This is a genomic window from Streptosporangium saharense (genome assembly GCF_014203715.1).
GTDB classification, from domain to species: Bacteria; Actinomycetota; Actinomycetes; order Streptosporangiales; family Streptosporangiaceae; genus Streptosporangium; species Streptosporangium saharense.
The window spans coordinates 106,922-125,706 of sequence record NZ_JACHJP010000004.1 but is presented as its reverse complement, the minus strand read 5'-3'; the positions used below and the strand labels follow the sequence as shown (position 1 = coordinate 125,706).

General features: G+C 70.9%; 16 protein-coding genes. 7 read left to right on the top strand and 9 right to left on the bottom strand.

Features of this window, described 5'->3' with window-relative positions; genetic code table 11:
• The first annotated feature begins 17 nt into the window (after positions 1-17).
• Positions 18-539: a TIGR03086 family metal-binding protein gene (locus FHS44_RS20160; RefSeq protein WP_184716933.1), complete on the top strand. Its 522-nt coding sequence runs from the start codon at positions 18-20 to the stop codon at positions 537-539.
• Positions 540-543: 4 nt separating this feature from the next.
• Here FHS44_RS20160 and FHS44_RS20155 read toward each other — a convergent pair whose 3' ends face one another.
• From FHS44_RS20155 to FHS44_RS20145, 3 genes are read right to left on the bottom strand one after another with little or no spacing between them, the layout of a single operon-like run.
• A complete protein-coding gene (locus FHS44_RS20155; RefSeq protein ID WP_184716930.1) occupies positions 544-1,929 on the bottom strand; it encodes a vWA domain-containing protein in 1,386 nt (461 codons plus the stop codon).
• Positions 1,926-3,995 carry a serine/threonine-protein kinase gene (locus tag FHS44_RS20150; protein ID WP_184716928.1) on the bottom strand — a complete coding sequence of 690 codons (2,070 nt, stop codon included), beginning with the start codon at positions 3,993-3,995 and terminating at the stop codon, positions 1,926-1,928. The genes FHS44_RS20155 and FHS44_RS20150 overlap by 4 nt, the downstream gene beginning before the upstream one ends.
• Positions 3,992-5,392, bottom strand: coding sequence for a S1 family peptidase (locus FHS44_RS20145; protein ID WP_221461098.1), 1,401 nt, complete (start codon positions 5,390-5,392; stop codon positions 3,992-3,994). The genes FHS44_RS20150 and FHS44_RS20145 overlap by 4 nt, the downstream gene beginning before the upstream one ends.
• Positions 5,393-5,547: 155 nt before the next feature.
• Between FHS44_RS20145 and FHS44_RS20140 the strand changes: the two genes are divergently transcribed.
• The 3 genes from FHS44_RS20140 to FHS44_RS20130 are packed head-to-tail and all read left to right on the top strand — an operon-like array spanning position 5,548 to position 8,130.
• Entirely contained in the window at positions 5,548-6,801 is a 1,254-nt protein-coding gene (locus FHS44_RS20140) for a GlnX family signal transduction membrane protein (RefSeq protein WP_513766676.1), read from the top strand.
• A complete protein-coding gene (locus tag FHS44_RS20135) occupies positions 6,798-7,793 on the top strand; it encodes a transporter substrate-binding domain-containing protein (protein ID WP_184716922.1) in 996 nt (331 codons plus the stop codon). Before FHS44_RS20140 ends, FHS44_RS20135 begins: the two co-directional genes overlap by 4 nt.
• A 10-nt stretch (positions 7,794-7,803) precedes the next feature.
• Complete coding sequence (locus tag FHS44_RS20130) at positions 7,804-8,130, top strand: CU044_2847 family protein (RefSeq protein ID WP_184716920.1); 327 nt, start codon at positions 7,804-7,806, stop codon at positions 8,128-8,130.
• Here the strand turns inward: FHS44_RS20130 and FHS44_RS20125 are convergent.
• From FHS44_RS20125 to FHS44_RS20100, 6 genes are all read right to left on the bottom strand, one after another.
• Positions 8,090-8,878 (bottom strand): ABC transporter ATP-binding protein, encoded by a 789-nt coding sequence (locus FHS44_RS20125; protein ID WP_184716918.1) that lies wholly within the window; start codon positions 8,876-8,878, stop codon positions 8,090-8,092. The genes FHS44_RS20130 and FHS44_RS20125 overlap by 41 nt on opposite strands.
• Positions 8,879-8,885: 7 nt before the next feature.
• Positions 8,886-9,935, bottom strand: a complete 1,050-nt coding sequence (locus tag FHS44_RS20120; RefSeq protein ID WP_184716916.1) for a FecCD family ABC transporter permease — start codon at positions 9,933-9,935, stop codon at positions 8,886-8,888.
• Positions 9,932-10,981, bottom strand: coding sequence for an ABC transporter substrate-binding protein (locus FHS44_RS20115; RefSeq protein WP_184716914.1), 1,050 nt, complete (start codon positions 10,979-10,981; stop codon positions 9,932-9,934). The genes FHS44_RS20120 and FHS44_RS20115 overlap by 4 nt, the downstream gene beginning before the upstream one ends.
• Positions 10,981-12,180, bottom strand: coding sequence for an MFS transporter (locus FHS44_RS20110; protein WP_184716912.1), 1,200 nt, complete (start codon positions 12,178-12,180; stop codon positions 10,981-10,983). Before FHS44_RS20110 ends, FHS44_RS20115 begins: the two co-directional genes overlap by 1 nt.
• Positions 12,177-13,349 carry a SagB/ThcOx family dehydrogenase gene (locus FHS44_RS20105; protein ID WP_184716910.1) on the bottom strand — a complete coding sequence of 391 codons (1,173 nt, stop codon included), beginning with the start codon at positions 13,347-13,349 and terminating at the stop codon, positions 12,177-12,179. Before FHS44_RS20105 ends, FHS44_RS20110 begins: the two co-directional genes overlap by 4 nt.
• A 426-nt stretch (positions 13,350-13,775) precedes the next feature.
• Positions 13,776-14,135, bottom strand: coding sequence for a hypothetical protein (locus FHS44_RS20100; RefSeq protein WP_184716908.1), 360 nt, complete (start codon positions 14,133-14,135; stop codon positions 13,776-13,778).
• 601 nt (positions 14,136-14,736) lie between these two features.
• Between FHS44_RS20100 and FHS44_RS20095 the strand changes: the two genes are divergently transcribed.
• The 3 genes from FHS44_RS20095 to FHS44_RS20085 all read left to right on the top strand — a co-directional run bounded on the left by FHS44_RS20095 (position 14,737) and on the right by FHS44_RS20085 (position 18,755).
• Positions 14,737-16,827 carry a glycosyl hydrolase family 18 protein gene (locus FHS44_RS20095; protein ID WP_184716906.1) on the top strand — a complete coding sequence of 697 codons (2,091 nt, stop codon included), beginning with the start codon at positions 14,737-14,739 and terminating at the stop codon, positions 16,825-16,827.
• 143 nt (positions 16,828-16,970) lie between these two features.
• Entirely contained in the window at positions 16,971-17,762 is a 792-nt protein-coding gene (locus FHS44_RS20090; protein WP_184716903.1) for an SDR family NAD(P)-dependent oxidoreductase, read from the top strand.
• Positions 17,763-17,771: 9 nt separating this feature from the next.
• Positions 17,772-18,755: an RNA polymerase subunit sigma-70 gene (locus tag FHS44_RS20085; RefSeq protein ID WP_184716901.1), complete on the top strand. Its 984-nt coding sequence runs from the start codon at positions 17,772-17,774 to the stop codon at positions 18,753-18,755.
• Positions 18,756-18,785 lie beyond the last annotated feature (30 nt).

The window sequence follows — 18,785 nt, the reverse complement described above, 5'->3', positions numbered from 1 at the left end:
ACGACATGATGCCGCTCATGAGGCGCGCCACGGAACAGACCGCCGACCTGGTGCGCGCGGTGGGACAGGAGAGGCTCGGGGACCCGACACCGTGCGCGGAGTTCGATGTCAGGGGCCTGATCAACCACCTGGAGTGGGTGGCCGAGCTGTTCGAGTCGCTGGCGGAGGGCGGGCCGCGCGTCGAGCAGGGGCCCTACGCGGGTGACTTCCCCGAGCGGGCCGGACGCACCCTGGCCGCCTGGGAGAAGCCGCGGGCGTGGGAGGGGATGAGTCCCGCCATGGGCATGCCGATGACCACGCTGGCCCACATGTTCCTCGTGGACATGGTCGTGCACCGCTGGGACCTGGCCAGGGCGGTCGGCGAGCCGTACGGGCCGGATGTGGAGGCGGTCGCGCGGGCGTTGGGCTTCACGGAGCGGATGGTGGAGATGGGCAGGAAGCGGGGTGCCTTCGGGCCGCCGGTCGCGGTGCCCGAGGACGCGCCGCCCTTCGACCGCCTCCTCGGTGCCATCGGCAGGGACCCCGGTTGGAAGCCCTGAGAGTTCAGGAGCGGTGGGTGTGGCCGCAGTGGATGCAGAAGTTGGCGGTCGAGGGGGAGGTTCGGCCGCAGTCGCACATCCACGGGGGGCCGGTGGGGGCCGGTTCCTCCTCGGGGGCCTGTTCGTAGTGGGACAGGGCCACCTTGACGAGCTGGACGTCGTGGTGGCTCAGGTTGGGGCGGGCGCGGACCCGGCCCTCGTCGGGGTCGAGGATCTCCACGAAGCGCCGTAGCTCGTCGAGGGCACGCTGGTTGCCGCAGCGGGCGGCCAGGCGGACCGCGCGGGCCCATTCGCGTTCGGCTCCGGCCAGGTCGTTCCTGCCGTAGGCGGCCAGGCCCGCGTCCACGGCCTGGCTCATGTTGTCCTGGGCCTGGTAGAGCGAGATCGTGTGGCTGGTGAAGGTCGAGGCGGCCGGGTCCTCGGTCCAGTGGACCATGACGTTGGCGGTGCCGCGCCGTTCGCCGCCGACCATCGCCTCGACGCGGGCCACGCGCAGGTCGGTGAAGTGCGGCGCGTCCGCGTGGGAGACCTCGAAGTGGAGCTGGTAGTCGCGGGACTCCTCCCCCCATGAGCCGCTGGCCAGCTCGAAGGCGCGGTCCCCGAGCGCGTCGACGTGCCCGGTGAGGTCGGCCCGGTCGGGATAGACCTGCCTGAGGGAGACCAGCCTGGCGGGCGGGGTCGTGGTGAAGCGCAGGAGCATCCCCGGGGTGACCTTGCCGAGCGCCGCCTCGACCATCCGCCCGAACTCGGCCTCCAGGTCGACGTCGTCGACCACGGCGTCGGCGGAGCCGCGCAGGACGGTGGCGACGCGCAGCAGGTCGTGGGCGACCCAGTCCTCGCCGATGCCCCGGGCGTCGCAGACGAACGCGCCCTCGCAGGCCGCCAGCGCCCGCTCGAACTCGGCGGCGGGCTCGTTGTTCTGGCCGTCGGTCAGCAGGATCGCGTGTTTGAGCGCGTCGGGGCGGGAGGAGAGCAGCCGCCGGGCCTCGGTGAGCCAGGTGCCGATGTTGGTGCCGCCGTTGCAGGTCAGGCGGCGTACGGCGGCCTTGGCGCGGGCCCTGGTCCGTTCGTCCGCGGGCTTCGGCGGGTGGACGGTCCTGGCCTCGTGGTTGCCCGCGACCACGGCGAAGACCACCCCGTCCGGCAGGGTGTCGATGGCCGTCATGGCCGCGCTGGTCGCGGCGGTGATCTTCAGGCGGCGGCCCTCTGACCTGCGGTTGGGCCCGCCCATGGAGCCGGAGCAGTCGATGATGAGGACCTCGCACCGCTCGGTCTCCGGGACGGGGCCGTCGAGCCGCTTTCCCGCCACCCTGAGGACGGCGTGCAGTTCGGTCTGGCCAATGGTCATGACCGGGTCCTGGTCGATGTTCAGCTCGAATCTCAGGGTCACAGCAGGCTCCAGGGGTGGACGGAGTGCGCGAGATCGACCAGCCTGCCCCTGTCCTGCCAGGTGGTGGCCTGGTTGGCGAGTGCGAGATAGGACCGCTCAAGCTCCCTGCGGGCCTCGTCGCCGGGCTCCACGCACAGGCGCGCCTCCCGGACGGCCGTGGTGAGGCGGTCCCTGACCTTGCCGGTCGGCTCTCCTCCGTCCAGGACCAGTGAGGCCAGCAGCCGCGCCGCCCGTGCCAGGTCCTCGCCGTCCGGCGCGTTCCCGCCGGGCAACTCCTCGGACAGGACGCGTACGGTGGCCACCCGGGCGGCGTCGTGATGCTGGGCGACCCTCGGCACCTCGTTGAGGATCGCGACCGCGCCCGGCCTGTCTCCGGCCCGCACCCGCAGCCTGGCCAGCCCGAACGCGGCGTTGGTCTGCGAGCGGTCGCGCCGCCACACGACGTCGAAGCCCTCCTCGGCGGCCCGGAGGTCGTCCAGGTGCTCCTGGCAGAACGCGCGGGCCAGCTTCGGCGCGGTCTCGCCGGGCAGCGCGCCGTAGACGCGGTCGAAGCACGACAGCGCCGTGCCGTACTCCTCGCGGGCCAGGGCGAGCAGGCCGCGGTGCCAGGTGACCCGCCAGCCGTCGCCCGACAGGCAGGTCTCGGCCTCGTCGAGCTCGTCCAGTTCGAGGTGGGCGCGGAAGCGGCGCAGCGCGACCTCGGGCGAAGGGCGGACCTCGGAGAGCTGGTCGAGCAGGCCACGGGCGGTGGTGGTCCCGATGGACGCGAGCGGACCGGCCTCGGGGTCGTCGGGGTCGATCCTGGGAACGGGCAGACCGCGGGCGACGAGGGCCGAGGGCGGGGGGAGTCCGGGCAGGGCGCCGCGCAGGCCACGGGTCCAGCGTTCCAGCGGCGGGACGGCGCTCAGACCGCCATCGAGCAGGTCGGCGCCGGGGTCGAAGACCGTCGAAGGCTCGAACACCGGGGGGACGTGCTCCGGCCTGAAGGCCCTGACCTCGCGCAGCACGCCCCTGAGCTGTTCGAGCATCTCCGCCGCCGAGGCGAAGCGGCGCTCCCAGTCCTGGTGGGCCGCGCGCTGGACCAGCCTCCTGAGCGACTCGACGGCCAGCCCGGCGCGGGGGGTGCCGCCGGGACCGAGGAGCTTCTCCAGCGTCCTGCCGACGGCGTAGATGTCCGAGCGGACGGTCAGTCCGCGTTCCCTGCGCTCCTTGGTGCTCACCTGGAAGCCGGGGGTGCCGACGACCGGGCCTGAGGGGTCGTCGCAGCGCCGTACCCCACCGATGTCGATGACCTTGACCCGGTCGGGGGTGATGATCACGTTGTCGGGCTTCATGTCGCAGTAGAGCAGGTCGCGTCCGTGCAGGTAGTCCAGGGCGAGGAGGATCTCGTAGCCGTAGGCGAGGACGTGCTCGGGTTCGGGGCGCGTGTGCCGGTTGGCGAGGATCTCGCCGAGGGACTGGCCGTCGAGATACTCCATGACGATGTAGCCGCCGCGTTCCCCCCGGCTGTCGTCGTGGGTGACGAAGTTGTAGATGCGGACGATGTTGGGGTGGTCGAGCGAGATGAGGAAGCGCCGTTCCGAGACTTCGAGGCTCACGGCGACCGGGTCGTCGGGCTGGATCAGGCCCTTCATCGCGACGTAGTTGTCGTTGAGGTGGCGGTCGCGGGCCACGTAGACCCAGCCGAGGCCGCCGTGCGCGATGGGGCCGACGACCTCGTACTGGTCGGCGACGAGTTCCCCCGGCGCCAGGCGGGGTGTGAAGTCGAACGGCGTCTTGCAGGTCGGGCAGAACCCTCTCAGCACGACGGGCTGTCCGGCGTAGGTGAAGTTGATGACGTGGCCCCTGCGGCATCTGCGGTTGAGCCGGACCCGGCTCGGGTCGGAGATCACCCGGGTCGAGGGGTCTCTTCCCGAGGGGACGGGCACGGAGACGAGCCCGTCGGCAGCCCTGAGCATCCGGCTCCCGGAGACGGCGGGCCGCGGAGCCGTGTCGGCGGGCAGGCCGCACTCGACGCAGTAGCCGTCCCCGTCCACCTCGCCGGAACAGAAGGCGCACGCGGTCATGGGCTCTCCCTCAACGCGCGGATGTAGTGGTCGACCGCCTCGCTCGCCGCCGCGAGGTCGCACGGCACGGTGAAAAGCAGGTTGTGGGCCCGCGAGTATCGTTCGGCCAGAATTCGGTCACGTTCCGAACGTTCTACGCCCGACCCCAAATGGTAGGCACGAAGAAGGCTTTTGAGGCTTTTGTACTCGTCGTAGATTCTCTTGAGTTCTCTGTGTGTTTCAGTGGATTTGCGGAGAAGCTCCCTTGTTTGCTGCTCGCATTCCTCAAGATCGGAAAGTGTGGGATTCTTCCGCAGGCCGTTGGCCCGCAGTTGCAGGGCGGGGCCGTCGTCCGGCCAGTCGGGGACCGGGGTGACCAGGCGGGCGACCCTGCGGTGCTCGGCCCGCGCGGAGCGCGCCGCCGTCCGCGCCTCGGTGATCCGCACGTCCAGCACCTCAAGCCGCCGGGAGACCGAGGGCACGCTCAGGATGCCGCGCAGGCGCGTCGACTCCTGCCGCAGCCCGGTGATCACCTGGTGGCCCGCCTCGGTGAGCGGCCTGATCACCTCCCGCGCGAGGTTCTCCGGGTCGGCGGCCTCGTCCACGGCGTCGAACACGAACATCTGCCGCTCGGGGTGCCGTTCGAGGACGCGGTTGACCCGCCGGGACACCTCGGCGACGGACTTGCCCGAGACGTCCTCCTCGTTCTGCGCGGGCTGCGTCAGCGAGCCGGAGACCGGGGCGTCGCCGGTGACCACGACCAGCGCGCCTCCCGAGCGGCCGGGGCCGAAGAACTCCCTGATCTGGTCGGTGAGCGAGGGGTTGTCGGCGACCATCCCGGCCAGCGCCGGGAGGTGGCGGACGATCGTCTCGACCGGGATCATCCACGCCAGCCCCGCGAGGCCGGGGAACTCGCTGACCACGATGCCCAGCACGTCGCCGCTCCGCCCGTCGACCACCGGCGCGCCGCTGAAGCCGGGGTGGATCTCCCGGTACGGCTCGGCGTCCATCTGGACCCACTCCCCGCCGGGACCGGCCCTGCCGCCAAGTCGCGCCCGCACCCACAGGCCGTCGTCGAGCAGCGAGGGAAAGCCCCTGGTGTAGACCTCGCGACCCCACAGGTTGGGCCGTCGCAGCACCGGCCGTCTCCCCGGGGGCGCGGGCGAGGCCAGGTCGAGCAGGGCGAGGTCACCGCGCTGGTCGTCGTCGGCGGGGACCCAGGAGACCACCGTGGCAGGCACGGCCCGCGCGCCGGGCCTGCCGACGAACTCCGCGACGACCTCCTCGGCCCGGTCGGGAATGACGTGGGCGCATGTCAGCACGGTTCTCTGGTCGAGCAGCACGCCCGCTCCCAGGACTTCGCCACCGGCCTGACGGATTCGCACCCACCAGGTTTCCTCTCCCGGTTCGACCCTCACCGTAAAAGACTACGTACCGGGTCAGCATTACGGGGAAGATTCGGCCATTGCCGCAGTTCTTGAAATTTCGGGAAGTGTGGAACGCTGGTAGAAAAGCCGAGCCCTGTGGCATTCTTGCCGAAGGTGACCAGCGGTATATGCCGCCAATCGTGTCGATGACGACGGAGGTCGGTCACATCGTCAGGCACACCCGGACCAGACTTCTGCTGTACATGATTTTCACCGCGACGACGCTGTTCGGCGTCGGCGTGACCGGAACCCTCACCGACAACGCCCTGCAGCGGGCGGGTGGGGAACAGGCCGACATGGCCGCCAGGCTGAGCGACGACGCGCAGGTGATCTACCAGTCGCTCGCCAAGGCCGACACCTCCGCCACCGGGCACTTCCTCGCCGGACCCTCGGCCCGGGCGACCCTGCGGGGACGCTACGACGAGGCGATCGACCGGATCAGGGAACGCCTGGCCGACGCGGGCGGCCTGACCGGGGGAGACGTCTCCCGCGCGACCAACCTCGCCGAGCTCGCCCTGCAGCTTCCCGTCTACACCGACCTCGTGGACAGGGCGGAGAAGCTGATCGCCCCGGCCAAGGACGAGACGGCCGGTCCCGAGGAGGTGAGGAAGGCCGTGGGGCCCGCCCTGCTCGGGGCCTCCTACCTGCACGAGGCCAGCTCCTACCTGCGCACGGTGCTGCTGCCCGCCGCGCGACGGCTCCAGAGCGACGAGACCGACAACCTCCGTGACGCCAAGGGCACCGCCCTGTGGACCTCCGTCGCCCACCTCGTGCTGCTCCTGGTGACGATCGGCGGGCTCGTCCTGATCCAGTGGTCGCTGGCACGCCGTACACGACGGGTGCTCAATCTCGGCCTGCTCGGCGCGACGGTCCTGGTGGCCGTGGTGCTCGGCGCGACCGGCTGGTCGCTGCGGAACTGGCCGCAGACCGACAGGCAGCTCGGCGCCATCGAGACACTCCTGACCGACCAGGGGAAACTCGTCGACACCGAGCGCGCGGCGCTGACCGCCTACGCCGACACCCACCTCCTGCTCGGCGGGACCAGCCCGTTCAACTGGGAGCAGTCGCTGCGCAACTTCCGGCAGAACGCGCGCTGCGCGCAGCGGGAGACCGTCTGGTGCAAGAGCTACACGACCTCCATCCACCGGGAGCTGATCGCCGGGAACAACGACGGGGCGGTGGCCGCGGCGCTGCCCGGGGGGAGTTTCGCGGGTGCCTTCGAGGCGGTCGACCGGGACAACACCGCCAAGCTCGAAGAGGGAGCGAGGCAGATCAGGCTGCTGGCCGTACGGGTGCCGTCCGCGCCCTCGCGGCTCGGGTCGCTGAGCGTGGCGCTGTGCTGCTGCGCCGCCGTCGCCGCGGGACTCGGCCTCTGGCCCAGGATCAGGAGGTATCTGTGAGGAGAGCCGCCGTGGCCCTGGCCGCCCTCGCGCTCGCGGTCTCCGGCTGCGCCACGCCGTACCAACCGCCACCGGTCACCGAGCCGACGCCCGAGGGCGCGCTGTTCACCGTGCCGCAGGAGCCGAGCCCGACGCGGGACGAACCGGACTGCGACCCCCGCTACAGTCTGCCCCCTTCTGCGGTACGGCCCCGCCTCGACAGACTGAGGGTGGGCGTCTCGCAGTCGACGCCCAGGATGTCGTTCCGCAACCCGAGGACCGGGGAGTTCGAGGGCTTCGAGATCGACCTGGTGAGGGAGGTCGCCAAGGCCCTGTTCGGGCCGCGGGCGAGGCAGCGGGTCGTCTTCGTCACGGTGCCCTTCTCCGAGGGCGTCAGGCGGCTCAACGACGGGACCATCGACCTGTTCGCCCAGTCGATGACCACGACCTGCCGCAGGGCGACGGAGATCGCCTACTCCAGCAACTATCTCGACACCGGCCAGACCATGCTGGTCAGGGCCGGGTCACCGTACCGCCGCGTGGAGGACCTGCGCGGAAAGCGGGTGTGCTCTGGGGCCTCGACCGTCTCGGTCGACCACGTCAGGCAGCTCGGGGTCGGGCTGGTCCCGGTCGTCGCCGCCGTCACCAGCGACTGCCTGCTGATGCTCGAACAGGGCCAGGCCGAGGCCGTCTCCTCCGACGAGAACATCCTGATCGGCCTGAAGGAGATGAGCGCCGACACCCGGCTCCTGCCCGACACGGCCTCGCCACCCGGGGGCGGCAGGTGCGTCTGGAACATCCACCCCGAATGCAGCTGGTTCTCCGACGAGCCGCACGGCTTCGCCTTCCGCAAGGGCGACACACAACTGCTGAGGTTCACCAACCACGTCCTGGACGAGATCCGCGCCAACGGGCGGTGGAAGGCGATCCACGACACCTGGCTGCCGGACCACCCGGACAAGGGGCCGCCCCCGGCCCACTACCTGAAGAACGCGACGGCCTGGCCGTACTAGAGGAGGCTCCGTGTCCGAGCTGATCAGGTTCGAGACCACCACCGGTCACATCGTGGTGGAGACGGCCGACGAGGAGGGGGTACGGCGGGTCTCAAGGAAGGGGCTGACGGACGTGGCCCGGCGCTTCGGCGAGGCGCTGGCCGACGTCGAGGGCGCCGCGGCCGACGCCATCGAGTCCTTCAGGTCGGGCCGCCTCAAGCCCGACCAGATCGAGATCGAGTTCGGCGTCAAGCTCAACGCCGAGACCGGGGCGCTGATCGCCAAGGCCTCGACCGAGGGCCAGCTCACAATCAAACTCACCTGGTCGTCGGGCCCCCCGCCGCCGGACGCAGGATGAGGTGGGGCGCGTCCGTGCCGGGGACCGAGGTGACGTGGGCGTCCACCCCGAAGACCTCCCTGACCAGCTCCGGCGTGAGCACCTCGTACGGCGGGCCGTCCGCGACCACCCGCCCGGCGGCCAGCACGTAGACGTGGTCGCAGTAGGCGGCGGCCAGGTTGAGGTCGTGCAGCGCCGCCACGACGGTGGTCCCCGCCGAGGTGACCAGGCCGAGCAGGTCGAACTGGTGCCGCACGTCGAGGTGGTTGGTCGGCTCGTCGAGCACCAGGACGGGCGCCTGCTGGGCCAGGGCGCGGGCCAGCAGCACCCGCTGCCTCTCACCCCCCGACAGGGTCGTGAAGCGGCGGCCCGCGAGGTGGGCGACCCCGGCGTGGGCGAGGGCGTCGGCGACGACGGCGACGTCCCGCTCGGTGTCGGCGGCGAAGGGCCGCTTGTGCGGGGTGCGGCCCATCGCGGCCATCTCCCAGACCGTGACGTCGAAGTCGGAACGGGTCTCCTGGGGCAGCGCGGCGACCAGTTGGGCGGCCCGGCGCGGGGTGAGCGCCCACAGGTCCTCGCCGCCGACGGTGATGCTGCCCCCGGCGAGGGGGAGGTGCCGGTAGACGGCCCGCAGCAGGGTGCTCTTGCCGCTGCCGTTCGGGCCGACGATCCCGACGCGCCCACCGGAGGGCGCGGTGAGGCTGACGCCGGTGACGACCGGGGTCGTGCCGATGGTGACGTGCACGTCGCGCAGGATCAGGCTCGTCATGGTGGTCTCAAAGTCCTGTGGTGTCGCGGGCCCGGGTGTGCACGAGCCAGAGGAACAGCGGGGCGCCGATGACGCTCGTGACGACCCCGACGGGCAGCTCCTGCGGGTGCAGGGCCGTACGGGCGGCGATGTCCACGAGCACCAGGAACGCCGCCCCGGCGAGGGCCGCGACGGGCAGCAGCCCGCGGTGGTCGCTGCCGACGAGCAGCCGGGCGGCGTGTGGAACGATCAGGCCGATGAAACCGACGCCCCCGGCCAGCGCGACCATCACCCCGGTGAGCAGGGCGACGAGCAGGAACAGGTGACGGCGCAGCCGGGCCGCGGGGACGCCCAGGCCCGCCGCGGTCTCGTCGCCGAGCAGCAGCGCGTTGAGCGGCCTGGCCTGGGCGAGCAGGGCGAGCATCGTCGCGGCCAGCACGAGGGCGGGCAGCCCGAGGGAGGCCCAGTCCGCCTCGGCCAGGCTGCCGAACAGCCAGAACAGCACCGAGTGGGTGGTGCCCGGGTCGTCTGCCTGCAGGACGAGGAAGCTGGTCACCCCGGACAGCGCGTAGGTGACGGCCATTCCGGCCAGGACGAGCCGCAGCGGGGCGAGGGCGCCGCCCGCGCGGGCCAGCGCGTAGACGACGGCGAAGGCGCAGAGCGCGCCCAGGAAGGCGGCGACCCCGGCCGAGGCCCCGCCGAGCGGCGCGATCCCGGTGACGGTGACCGCGACCGCCCCGACCGCGGCGCCGTAGGTGAGGCCGAGCACGTACGGGTCGGCCAGCGGGTTGCGCACCAGCGCCTGGGTCGCGGCGCCGGACACGGCAAGGCCCGCGCCGACCAGCGCGGCCAGCAGCGCCCTCGGTAGCCGCAGGTTCCACACCACGGTGTCCTGGCTGGCGCTCCACGTGGGCTCGCCCTGGCCGGTCAGGTGCCAGGCGACGATGCGGGCCACCGCGTCGGCGGAGACGGTGACGGTGCCGAGCAGGACCGACGCGGTCAGCCCGGCGAGGAGCACTCCGGCCAGTACGGCACAGGCCCCCCAGACGGCCTTCCTGCCGGGGCGTTTCACGGTCATCGGGCGGGGTGGAGTTGTTCGGCGAGTTCGACCACGGCGTCGGCGTTGCGCACCCCGCCCACCGAGGCCGTCTCGTAGACCAGCCTCGCGAACCGCTTGTCGGTCACCGCCCTCACCCCGCGCAGCGCCGGGCTCGTGGTCAGGAACCTCTCGGCCTCCGCGAAGTGGGCCTCGTTCGCGGCGGGATCGCCCCGGTCGTAGATGATGACCAGGATGACCTGCGGATCACGGGCGACCACCTCCTCCCAGCCGACCTTGGTGTAGGCCTCGTTCCTGTCGCCGAAGACGTTGCGCCCCCCGGCCGTCTCGATGACCGCGTTGACCGCCTGCCTGTTGCCCGGCGCGTACGGCGTGGCGGTCCCCTCGTCGAACTCGAACGGGAAGACGGTCGGCCGTTTCACGCCCCTGACCTTCTCCTGGACCGGGGCGATCTTCCGCCGCATCTCCGCGATGACCCGCTCGGCCCGGTCGCGTACCCTGAAGAGGGTGCCGAGGTTCTCCAGGTCCCGCCACACCAGGTCGAAGCCGGTCAGCGGGCGGGTCACCGCCTTCTTGCACGCCGTGGACAGGGCCAGGTAGGACGGGATCCGCCGGAGCTCCAGATCGTCCCGGGACATGGCCCCCGGGGCGTCGAAGTTGCTGGCGAACCCCCCGACGACCAGGTCGGGGTCAACGGAGAGCAGCTCCTCCTTCGGCACCGCCTTGTAGCCGCTGCCCGCGGTGTACTTGCCGGACAGCGACCGCAGGGCGTTGACCTGCGCGGAGAAGCGTTCCGGCAGGCTGCCGGGGCGGGGCTGCTGGCCGATGGCCACGACCCGGTCGCCGAGGTCGAGCCAGAGCAGCAGTTCCAGCACGCTCGGGGTGAGCACGACCACCCGTTTCGGCGGGAGGGCGACGGTCGTGGAGGGGGCGCCACAGCCGTCCACGCTGACCAGGTTGACCTCGGGAGCCGGCTCCTCCGGGTAGGTCTGCACGCAGCCCGCGGACAGCAGGACGGCCACCAGCGTCGCCGCGGCGACCAGGGAACGGCGTGTCAGCACGCGCATCAGGAGCCTTTCTCTGACGGTTGGAGGGCCGCCGTCCCGACGGTCACGACGACGGCGGCCAGTACGGCGAAGCCCGCCGCGGCGCCGAAGACCACGGCCGAGGGGGAGCCCGCGAGCGCCCCGGCGACGAGGTTGCCCAGCGCGGAGCCGGTGAAGGTGGCCGTGATGCCCCAGGCGAAGGCCTCGGTCAGCGTCCCCTCGGGAGCGCACCGGCCGATGAGCTCGAAGTTGCAGATGACGAACGGGGCCAAAAAAAGCCCGGCGGGCACGCAGAGCGCGACCAGCACGGACACGGTCGGCGCGAGCGTGAGCAGCCCGACGCCGCAGGCGTATCCGGTGAGGATCACCCGCATCCGCATGGCGGCGTCGGCACGCCAGGGCCGCGCGCCGTACAGCAGGCCGCCGAGGAGACTGCCCGCGCCGAACGCGGCAAGGGCCAGGCCGCCGGAGGCCTGGCCGGACCGCTCGCCCGCGAACTCGACGAATCCGAGCCGGAGCACCCCCAGCAGGGCCCCGGTGAGCACGGAGACGGCGAGCAGCACGACGACGCCCGGTGAGCGCAGCGGTCCGGCCAGGCTTCCCCCGCGTCGGGCCGGGGTCCAGGAACGTGAGGGCGGCAGCGTGCTGAACCACAGCGTGCCGCCGAGCAGTACGGCCGCGCAGCCGCCGAGCGCCCAGGCGGGTCCCACGGCCACGCTGACCACGGTGACCAGCAGCGGCCCGGCGACCAGGGCGACGTCGAGCACCATGGCGTCGACGGCGAGGGCGGTGCGCCGTACCGCGTCGTCGGCGATCACCTGCGACCACAGCGCCCGCGCGGCGGCGGCGACCGGGGGCAGCGAGAGGCCGACCACGGCGGCCCACCCCGCCAGGGCCGCGGCCGTCGGGTTCACCTGGGCCGTCACCAGCAGGCCGGTGAAGGCGACCGCGTTGACGCAGGCCGCGACGGTCAGCGGCCAGGTCTGCCCGAACCGGTCGACGAGCCGTCCGTGCACGGGAACCCCGACGGCGTAGGCGACGCCGCTGGCCGCCGTCACCACGCCCGCCGCCGGGTAGGAGCCGGTCCGCTCCGCCGCGAGCAGCAGCACCGCGAAGACGTAGGCCTGTAGCGGCACCCTGGCGCACACGCCGACCAGCAGCAGTGACGGCACCCAGCGGTGCCGCCACAGCCGCAGGTAGGCGGTAGCCGTACCGCTCACTCGGCCGGGCGCGGGGCGAGGAGCTGACGGGGGTCGGTGAGCCGGGCGCGGGTGATGCCAGCGGGCATGCCGGTCTCGCCGAGGACGGGGTTCCCGGCGCCGAACATGTAGAGCACGCCCTCGGAGAGGCCGTCCACGCCGAGGGCCTCGTCGAGTTCCTCGTCGCGGAAGGCGGCGCTCTGCCAGGCGCCGAGGCCGACGGCGGTCGAGGTCAGCACGAAGGTCTGGCCCAGGTGTCCCGCCGAGAGCGTCGTCACCCGCAGCGCGCGGGAGTGCCGGTACTTGTACATCGTCCGTTCGAAGACCACGGTGACGAAGCAGACGAACGCCGAAGGCGTGCACATCTCCGACTCGAAGGTCACCCGGTGCAGCCGTGCCCTGTCGAAGTCGGGATCGACGAGCTCCAGCGCGTGCGACTCGGCGTTGTAGTGGTACAGCCCCGGGGGCACATCCTGGACGTCCAGCACCGCGACGTAGCCCTCAAGCTCGTGCCTGGCGCCCCCGCACGGACTGGTCCGCAGGATCAGCGTGCCCAGGTCACCGGCGTCGTAGAGCTGCATCGGCGCGAACGTGTAGAACAGCGTCGTGGAAAGCTGCGCCAGGCTCACCGGCTCTCCGGTGAACACGCGGTGTGTCCGCCGCCGCGTCAGCACCTGCCCGTACGGCTCGGCCAGCGGCAGGAACGCCCTGGGCAGATAGACCCGGGGCGCGTCCGGATAGGTCTTGAAGATGGCCGGTGGGGTGCCGCCGGTCTCCCGCACCCAGCGGGCGTCGCTGCGGCGTTGCTCCAGGGTGTCGCCGGTGTAGATCGTGTTGCGGGTGCCGAAGTGGAAGAAGCGGGCCTCCTCTCCCCAGTCGCGCCAGGTGTCGAGGAAGCGCTCCTCACGCCCCTCCGCACCCCGTTCGACCAGCAGCCCGGCCTCGGCCAGGGCCAGGACCGCCTCGCGCACCGAGGCGGGGTCGAACTCGCCGAGGTCGACGGCGACCTTCTCGACGGTCGCCCAGTCGGTGAAGCGTTCGAGCAGCTCGATCGCCCGCGCGTTCACGGCGACCGCGTTCTCGGTCTCCTCGTCGGTCGAGCGGCTCTCCAGGTAGTTCTCGGCAGTCAGCTCGCCGTCATGCCAGTAGATCATCAACGTTCGCGCTCGCCGGAACTCGGTCTGCGTCACACACGCTCCCTTTTCGCTCACGTCGTCCCTGACCGGCCGCCGCCGAGGAGAAATCCTCGGCGGCGACCGTCCATGACCAGCTCAGTCCTGTCAGCCGTGGTTGTTCAGCAGGCGGCTGCGGGTCTTCTTCCTGCGGGCCACGATGTCGAGCGTCTTCATGGACGATCCTCCTTCTCTGGTTGGCCTGAGTGGACATCCGAGTAGTCGCCGGCCGGGCCCAGGTGGTTCCCGCCGATCGCCGCACGTTCCTCCGGTGCGTGGGTGTACGGCCTGGCAGAAATCCCACGATAAATGGCTGTTTTTCATCTCGTGACGATGACAATCGAATGTCAGGATCTAGTCAAGGAAATCGTATTCAAGGACCGTGGGGAAACGCGCTTCATGATCTCCGGACGGTCGGGGAGTCGCTGTCCTCCGGCCGTCCGGTCAGGTAGGGGTCGTGTCTCCAGCAGGGGGTCGGCGACGGGCGGCGGCGCGGGCGCCGAGGGCCAGGGCCGCGACGAGCAGCAGCAGGCACAGGCGCAGCAGGTCGTCGGTGTCGAGGGTCAGCTCGGCCTCGGTGTTGACCAGGAACCCGGTGGTGAGCAGCCACGCCATGAGGGCCGTGGCCAGGGCCGAGGGCCAGCGGGGCACCCGCAGGGCCTGGGCGCCGACCGCGAGGGCCATGACCAGCAGCCGTCCGCGAACCTGTCCCGGGGTGAAGAGCAACGACGCGAGCGCCGTCGCGGTGACGGTGGCGAGCAGGCCACCGGCGAGCGAGAAACCGATCGGTTCTGAGCGGACCATCGCAACCGCCTCTTCCGCCGGAGGTCCAAACTCCCGAGACACCATTTTTCACCCTTTATCCGCGTTTCTCCTACATTTTTCTGGATAATTCGTGCAGAACTCCTGCGCGTGGGCCGTCAGACAGGCGGCGCGAAGGTGTCAGGAAACCGAAATCCGGCCTGACCAGATGGTTCTCCCCGTGCGCTTTCCCGCGTTTTCCCCCGCCCGGAAAAACCGGGGGCACTGGGCAGGGGTGCCGGGGCCGTACGACACCCCGCGATGGTCACTCTCCGTGACTGGCGAGCGAGGGGCGATTCCGGGTCGTACACGGTTGTTCACCCCCCGCTGTCGGTGGGAGCTCCAGGCCCTTGCGGAAGGGTATAAGGCCAGGTCAGACCGGGTTTCGGGAAATCGTTAAGAAACTTACCGGCGGGAATTGTTAAGAAACTTGACAAAAGATACGGGCTGATCCAACCATTGGGTCACACGCGGATCCGCAACCCGTTCTCCCAACTCTCCGTTGAACCACGCATCGGACACGGCATCGGCCTGCCGGATGCGCCACCCCCCCATCCCGGGGCCCGTTCTGGGTCCCGCCTGACTTCTGTTACGGGAGTCTGCAATGCACATTCGCACTTCGCTGCGCGCTGCCCTGGCGGCTGTCACCACAGCCGTCACGGTGCTCGGCGTCACCGCCGTGGGCACCATGGCAGCCGACGCCGCCCCATCCAAGGCCGACGCCCCGGTCAAGGCGGCCGCCGCAGGCCTGCCCAGCCGCGTCTTCGCCCCCTACTTCGAGGCGTGGACCGGCGAAGACCCGGCGGTCCTCTCCCAGCAGTCCGGCGCCAAGTATCTGACCATGGCGTTCCTGCAGACCGCGACCAAGGGGTCGTGTACGGCCTACTGGAACGGCGACACCAGTATGCCGATCTCGTCCTCCACCTTCGGCGCCTCGATCAACAAGATCAGGGCCGCGGGCGGCGACGTCATCCCGTCGTTCGGCGGCTACACGGCCGACAACACCGGCACCGAGATCGCCGACAGCTGCACCAACGTCAACTCGATCGCCTCGGTCTTCCAGAACGTCATCAACACCTACGGCGTCACCCGGATCGACCTCGACATCGAGGACAACTCGCTGACCAACAGCGCCGGAATCGACCGCCGCAACAAGGCGATCAAGCAGGTCGAGGACTGGGCCGCCGCCAACGGCAAGAACATCCAGTTCGCCTACACCCTGCCCACCACGACCAGCGGTCTCGCCGACAGCGGCCTGGCCGTGCTGCGCAACGCGGTGGCGAACAACGCCAGGATCGACGTCGTCAACATCATGACGTTCGACTACTACGACAACGCCAGCCACAACATGGCCACCGACACGCAGACCGCGGCGACGGGCCTGCACGACCAGTTGGCGCGGCTGTACCCGAACAAGACGTCCGAGCAACTGTGGAACATGATCGGCGTCATCGAGATGATCGGCATCGACGACTTCGGTCCCGCCGAGACGTTCAGGACCGCCGACGCCGCCCCCGTGCTGAACTGGGCGATCAGCAAGAACCTGTCCTACCTGTCGTTCTGGGCGCTCCAGCGTGACAACGGTGGCTGCCCCGGGACCGCGGGTTCCGACAGTTGCTCCGGCATCGAGCAGAGCACCTGGTACTTCAGCCAGGCGTTCGCCCCGTTCACCAGCGGCGGCCAGAACCCGTCGGACGACTTCTCGGTGGCGGTCTCCCCCGCCTCGGGCTCCGTCGATCCGGGTGGGACGGCGACGGCGACGGTCAACACCGGCGTCGTCAGCGGCTCGGCGCAGACGGTCAACCTCACGGCGAGCGGCGCTCCCTCCGGCGTGACCGCGACCCTCACCCCCGCCTCGGTCAACGCGGGTGCCTCCTCCTCGCTGAAGCTGGTCACCACCTCGTCGGTCACCCCGGGCACCTACCCGATCACCGTCACCGGCACGGCGGCCTCCGGTAGCCACACCGCGACCTACAACCTCACGGTGCGGGGCACGTCGACCAACGACTTCTCGATCTCGGCCTCCCCCGCCTCCGGTGCGGTGAGCGCCGGGGCGACGGCGACGACGACGATCAACACCGCGGTCACCTCCGGCTCCGCGCAGACGATCAACTTCACCGGTGTCACCGGCCTGCCCGCCGGTGTGACCGCCACCTTCACCCCGACCTCGGTCAACGCGGGTGCCTCCTCCTCGCTGAAGCTGGCGACCACCGCGGCGACGGCTCCGGGCACCTACCCGCTCACGGTCACGGGAACGGCTCCCTCGGGAAGCCACACCACGACCTACACGCTCACGGTCAACGGCACCCCGGGCGGTACGGTGGCCAACGCCGACTTCGAGTCGGGCGCGCTCAACCCGTGGAACTGCCAGTCGGGCGGCACCGTGGTCGGCACCCCGGCCCACGGCGGCACCCACTCCCTGCAGGTCGCGGCGACGGGCAGCCAGACGGGTGAGTGCTCCCAGACGGTGACGCTGGCCCCCAACCGCAGCTACACGCTGAAGGCCTGGGTCCAGGGAAGCTACGCCTTCCTCAACGTCTCCGGTGGCGCCACCGGCAGCACCTGGACCTCCTCCGGCGGCTGGAGCCAGCTCTCTGTCCCCTTCACCACCGGTTCGAACGGCACGGTGACGATCTCCATCCATGGCTGGTACGGCCAGGGCAACGTCTACGCCGACGACTTCAGCATCTCCTAGGCTGAGTCGCCCACGGGGCCGTCGCACCGAACCCGGTGCGACGGCCCTCGGCGTCTTCCCAGGTCTTGGCCATGTCACGAAAAATCGGGAAAAACTTCTGGGCGCACCGATGAGTTCGCGCCGGAGCCCTCGTTACAGGGGGCATGACACAGCTTCTGCAGGACAAGAACATCATCATCTACGGCGCGGGCGGCGGCATCGGCGGCGGCGCGGCCAGGACCTTCGCCAAGGAAGGCGCCAGGGTCTTCCTCGCCGGCCGTACCCGCGAGTCGCTTGAGGCGGTCGCCGCCGACATCACCGCCGAGGGCGGCCGCGCCGAGATCGACCGGGTGGACGCGCTCGACGAGCGCTCGGTCGAGGAGCACTTCCAGACCGTCGTCGCCAGGGCCGGTGGGGTGGACGTCTCCCTCAACCTGATCACCCGTGGGGACGTGCAGGGCGTCCCCCTGGTCGAGATGTCGGCCAAGGACCTCACCACGGCCGTCATGAACGGCCTGCTGACGAACTTCCTCACCGCCAGGGTCGCCGCCCGCCACATGGCCACCCGGGGCGGCGGGGTCGTCATGACGGTCACCAGCGGCTCCTCCCGGGGAACCGCCCCGATGATGGGCAGCACCGGCCCCGCGGACGCGGCGGTCGAGGCGTTCCTGCGCTACCTGGCCGCCGAGACCGGGCCGAGCGGGGTGCGGGTGGTCGGCCTGCACACGGCAGGGGTTATCGAGACCATGACGCGCGAGAAGGTCGCCGAGGTCAACGAGGGGATGAGCGACTTCGACCCCGAGGAGTTCGAGCGGATGATGGCCGGGATGACCATGCTCGGGCGGATGCCCAGGCTGGCCCAGGTCGCCGACACCCTGGCCTTCCTGGCCTCGGACAGGGCGGCCGGGATCACCGGCACGATCGTCAACGTGACCTGCGGCCTGGTCGCGGGCTAGGTTCCTACCGTGTGGAGGACTGACCAGGAGACCGGCGAGGACCCACTCGTCACGGCCGCCCTCGCGGGGGACGAGACGGCCTTCGCGGCCGTCGTCGAACGGCACCGCCGGGAACTGCACGTGCACTGCTACCGGATGCTCGGCTCCTTCGAGGAGGCCGAGGACGTCGTCCAGGAGACGCTCCTGAGGGCCTGGCGGGGAAGGGACGGCTTCGAGGGGAGCACGCTCTTCCGGGCCTGGCTCTACAAGATCGCAACGAACGCTTGCATCGACCACTCCCGGCGCCGGGCGCGTTCGGTCACCTCCTTCGCGGACCTGCCCTGGCTCCAGCCGTACCCCGACCACCTGCTCGACCAGGTGGCGCCGGGCGAGGCCGAGCCGGACGCCATCGTGGTGACCAGGGAGACGATCGAGCTGGCCTTCCTCGCGGTGATCCAGCTCCTGCCGCCCAAGCAGCGGGCGGTCCTCATCCTGCGCGACGTGCTCGAATGGTCGGCGGCCGAGACCGCCGCCGCCCTGGACATGACGGTGGCCTCCGCCAACAGCGCGCTGCAGCGGGCCCGCGTGACGGTCAGGGACCAGCGTCCGGTACGGCCGGCGCCCAAACCGCCGAGCGAGACGGAACGGGAACTGCTCAGGCGTCTCATCGAGGCGCACGAGCGGGCCGACGCCGGGGCCGCGCTCGCCCTGATGCGCGAGGACATCCGGATCACCATGCCGCCGCTGCCCATGTGCTACGACGGGCTGGCCATGATCGCGCCGCTGCTCCAGCAGGGGCTGACGGGGCCCGGCGAGTGGCGCCTGCTGCCGACCGAGGCCAACCGGATGCCCGCCGCGGTCAGCTACCTCCGGGTGCCCGGCGGGACGGAGTTCGAGGCGTTCAAGATCGACGTCCTGCGGATCGAGGACGGTGCCGTGGCGGAGATCACCACCTTCGGAACCGCTCTCTTCCCCGTTTTCGGGTTTCCGGCTGTGCTTCCTGTGCCCTGTTGAGGGTCCGGTTCGCCGCTTTTTGTGCCAGGG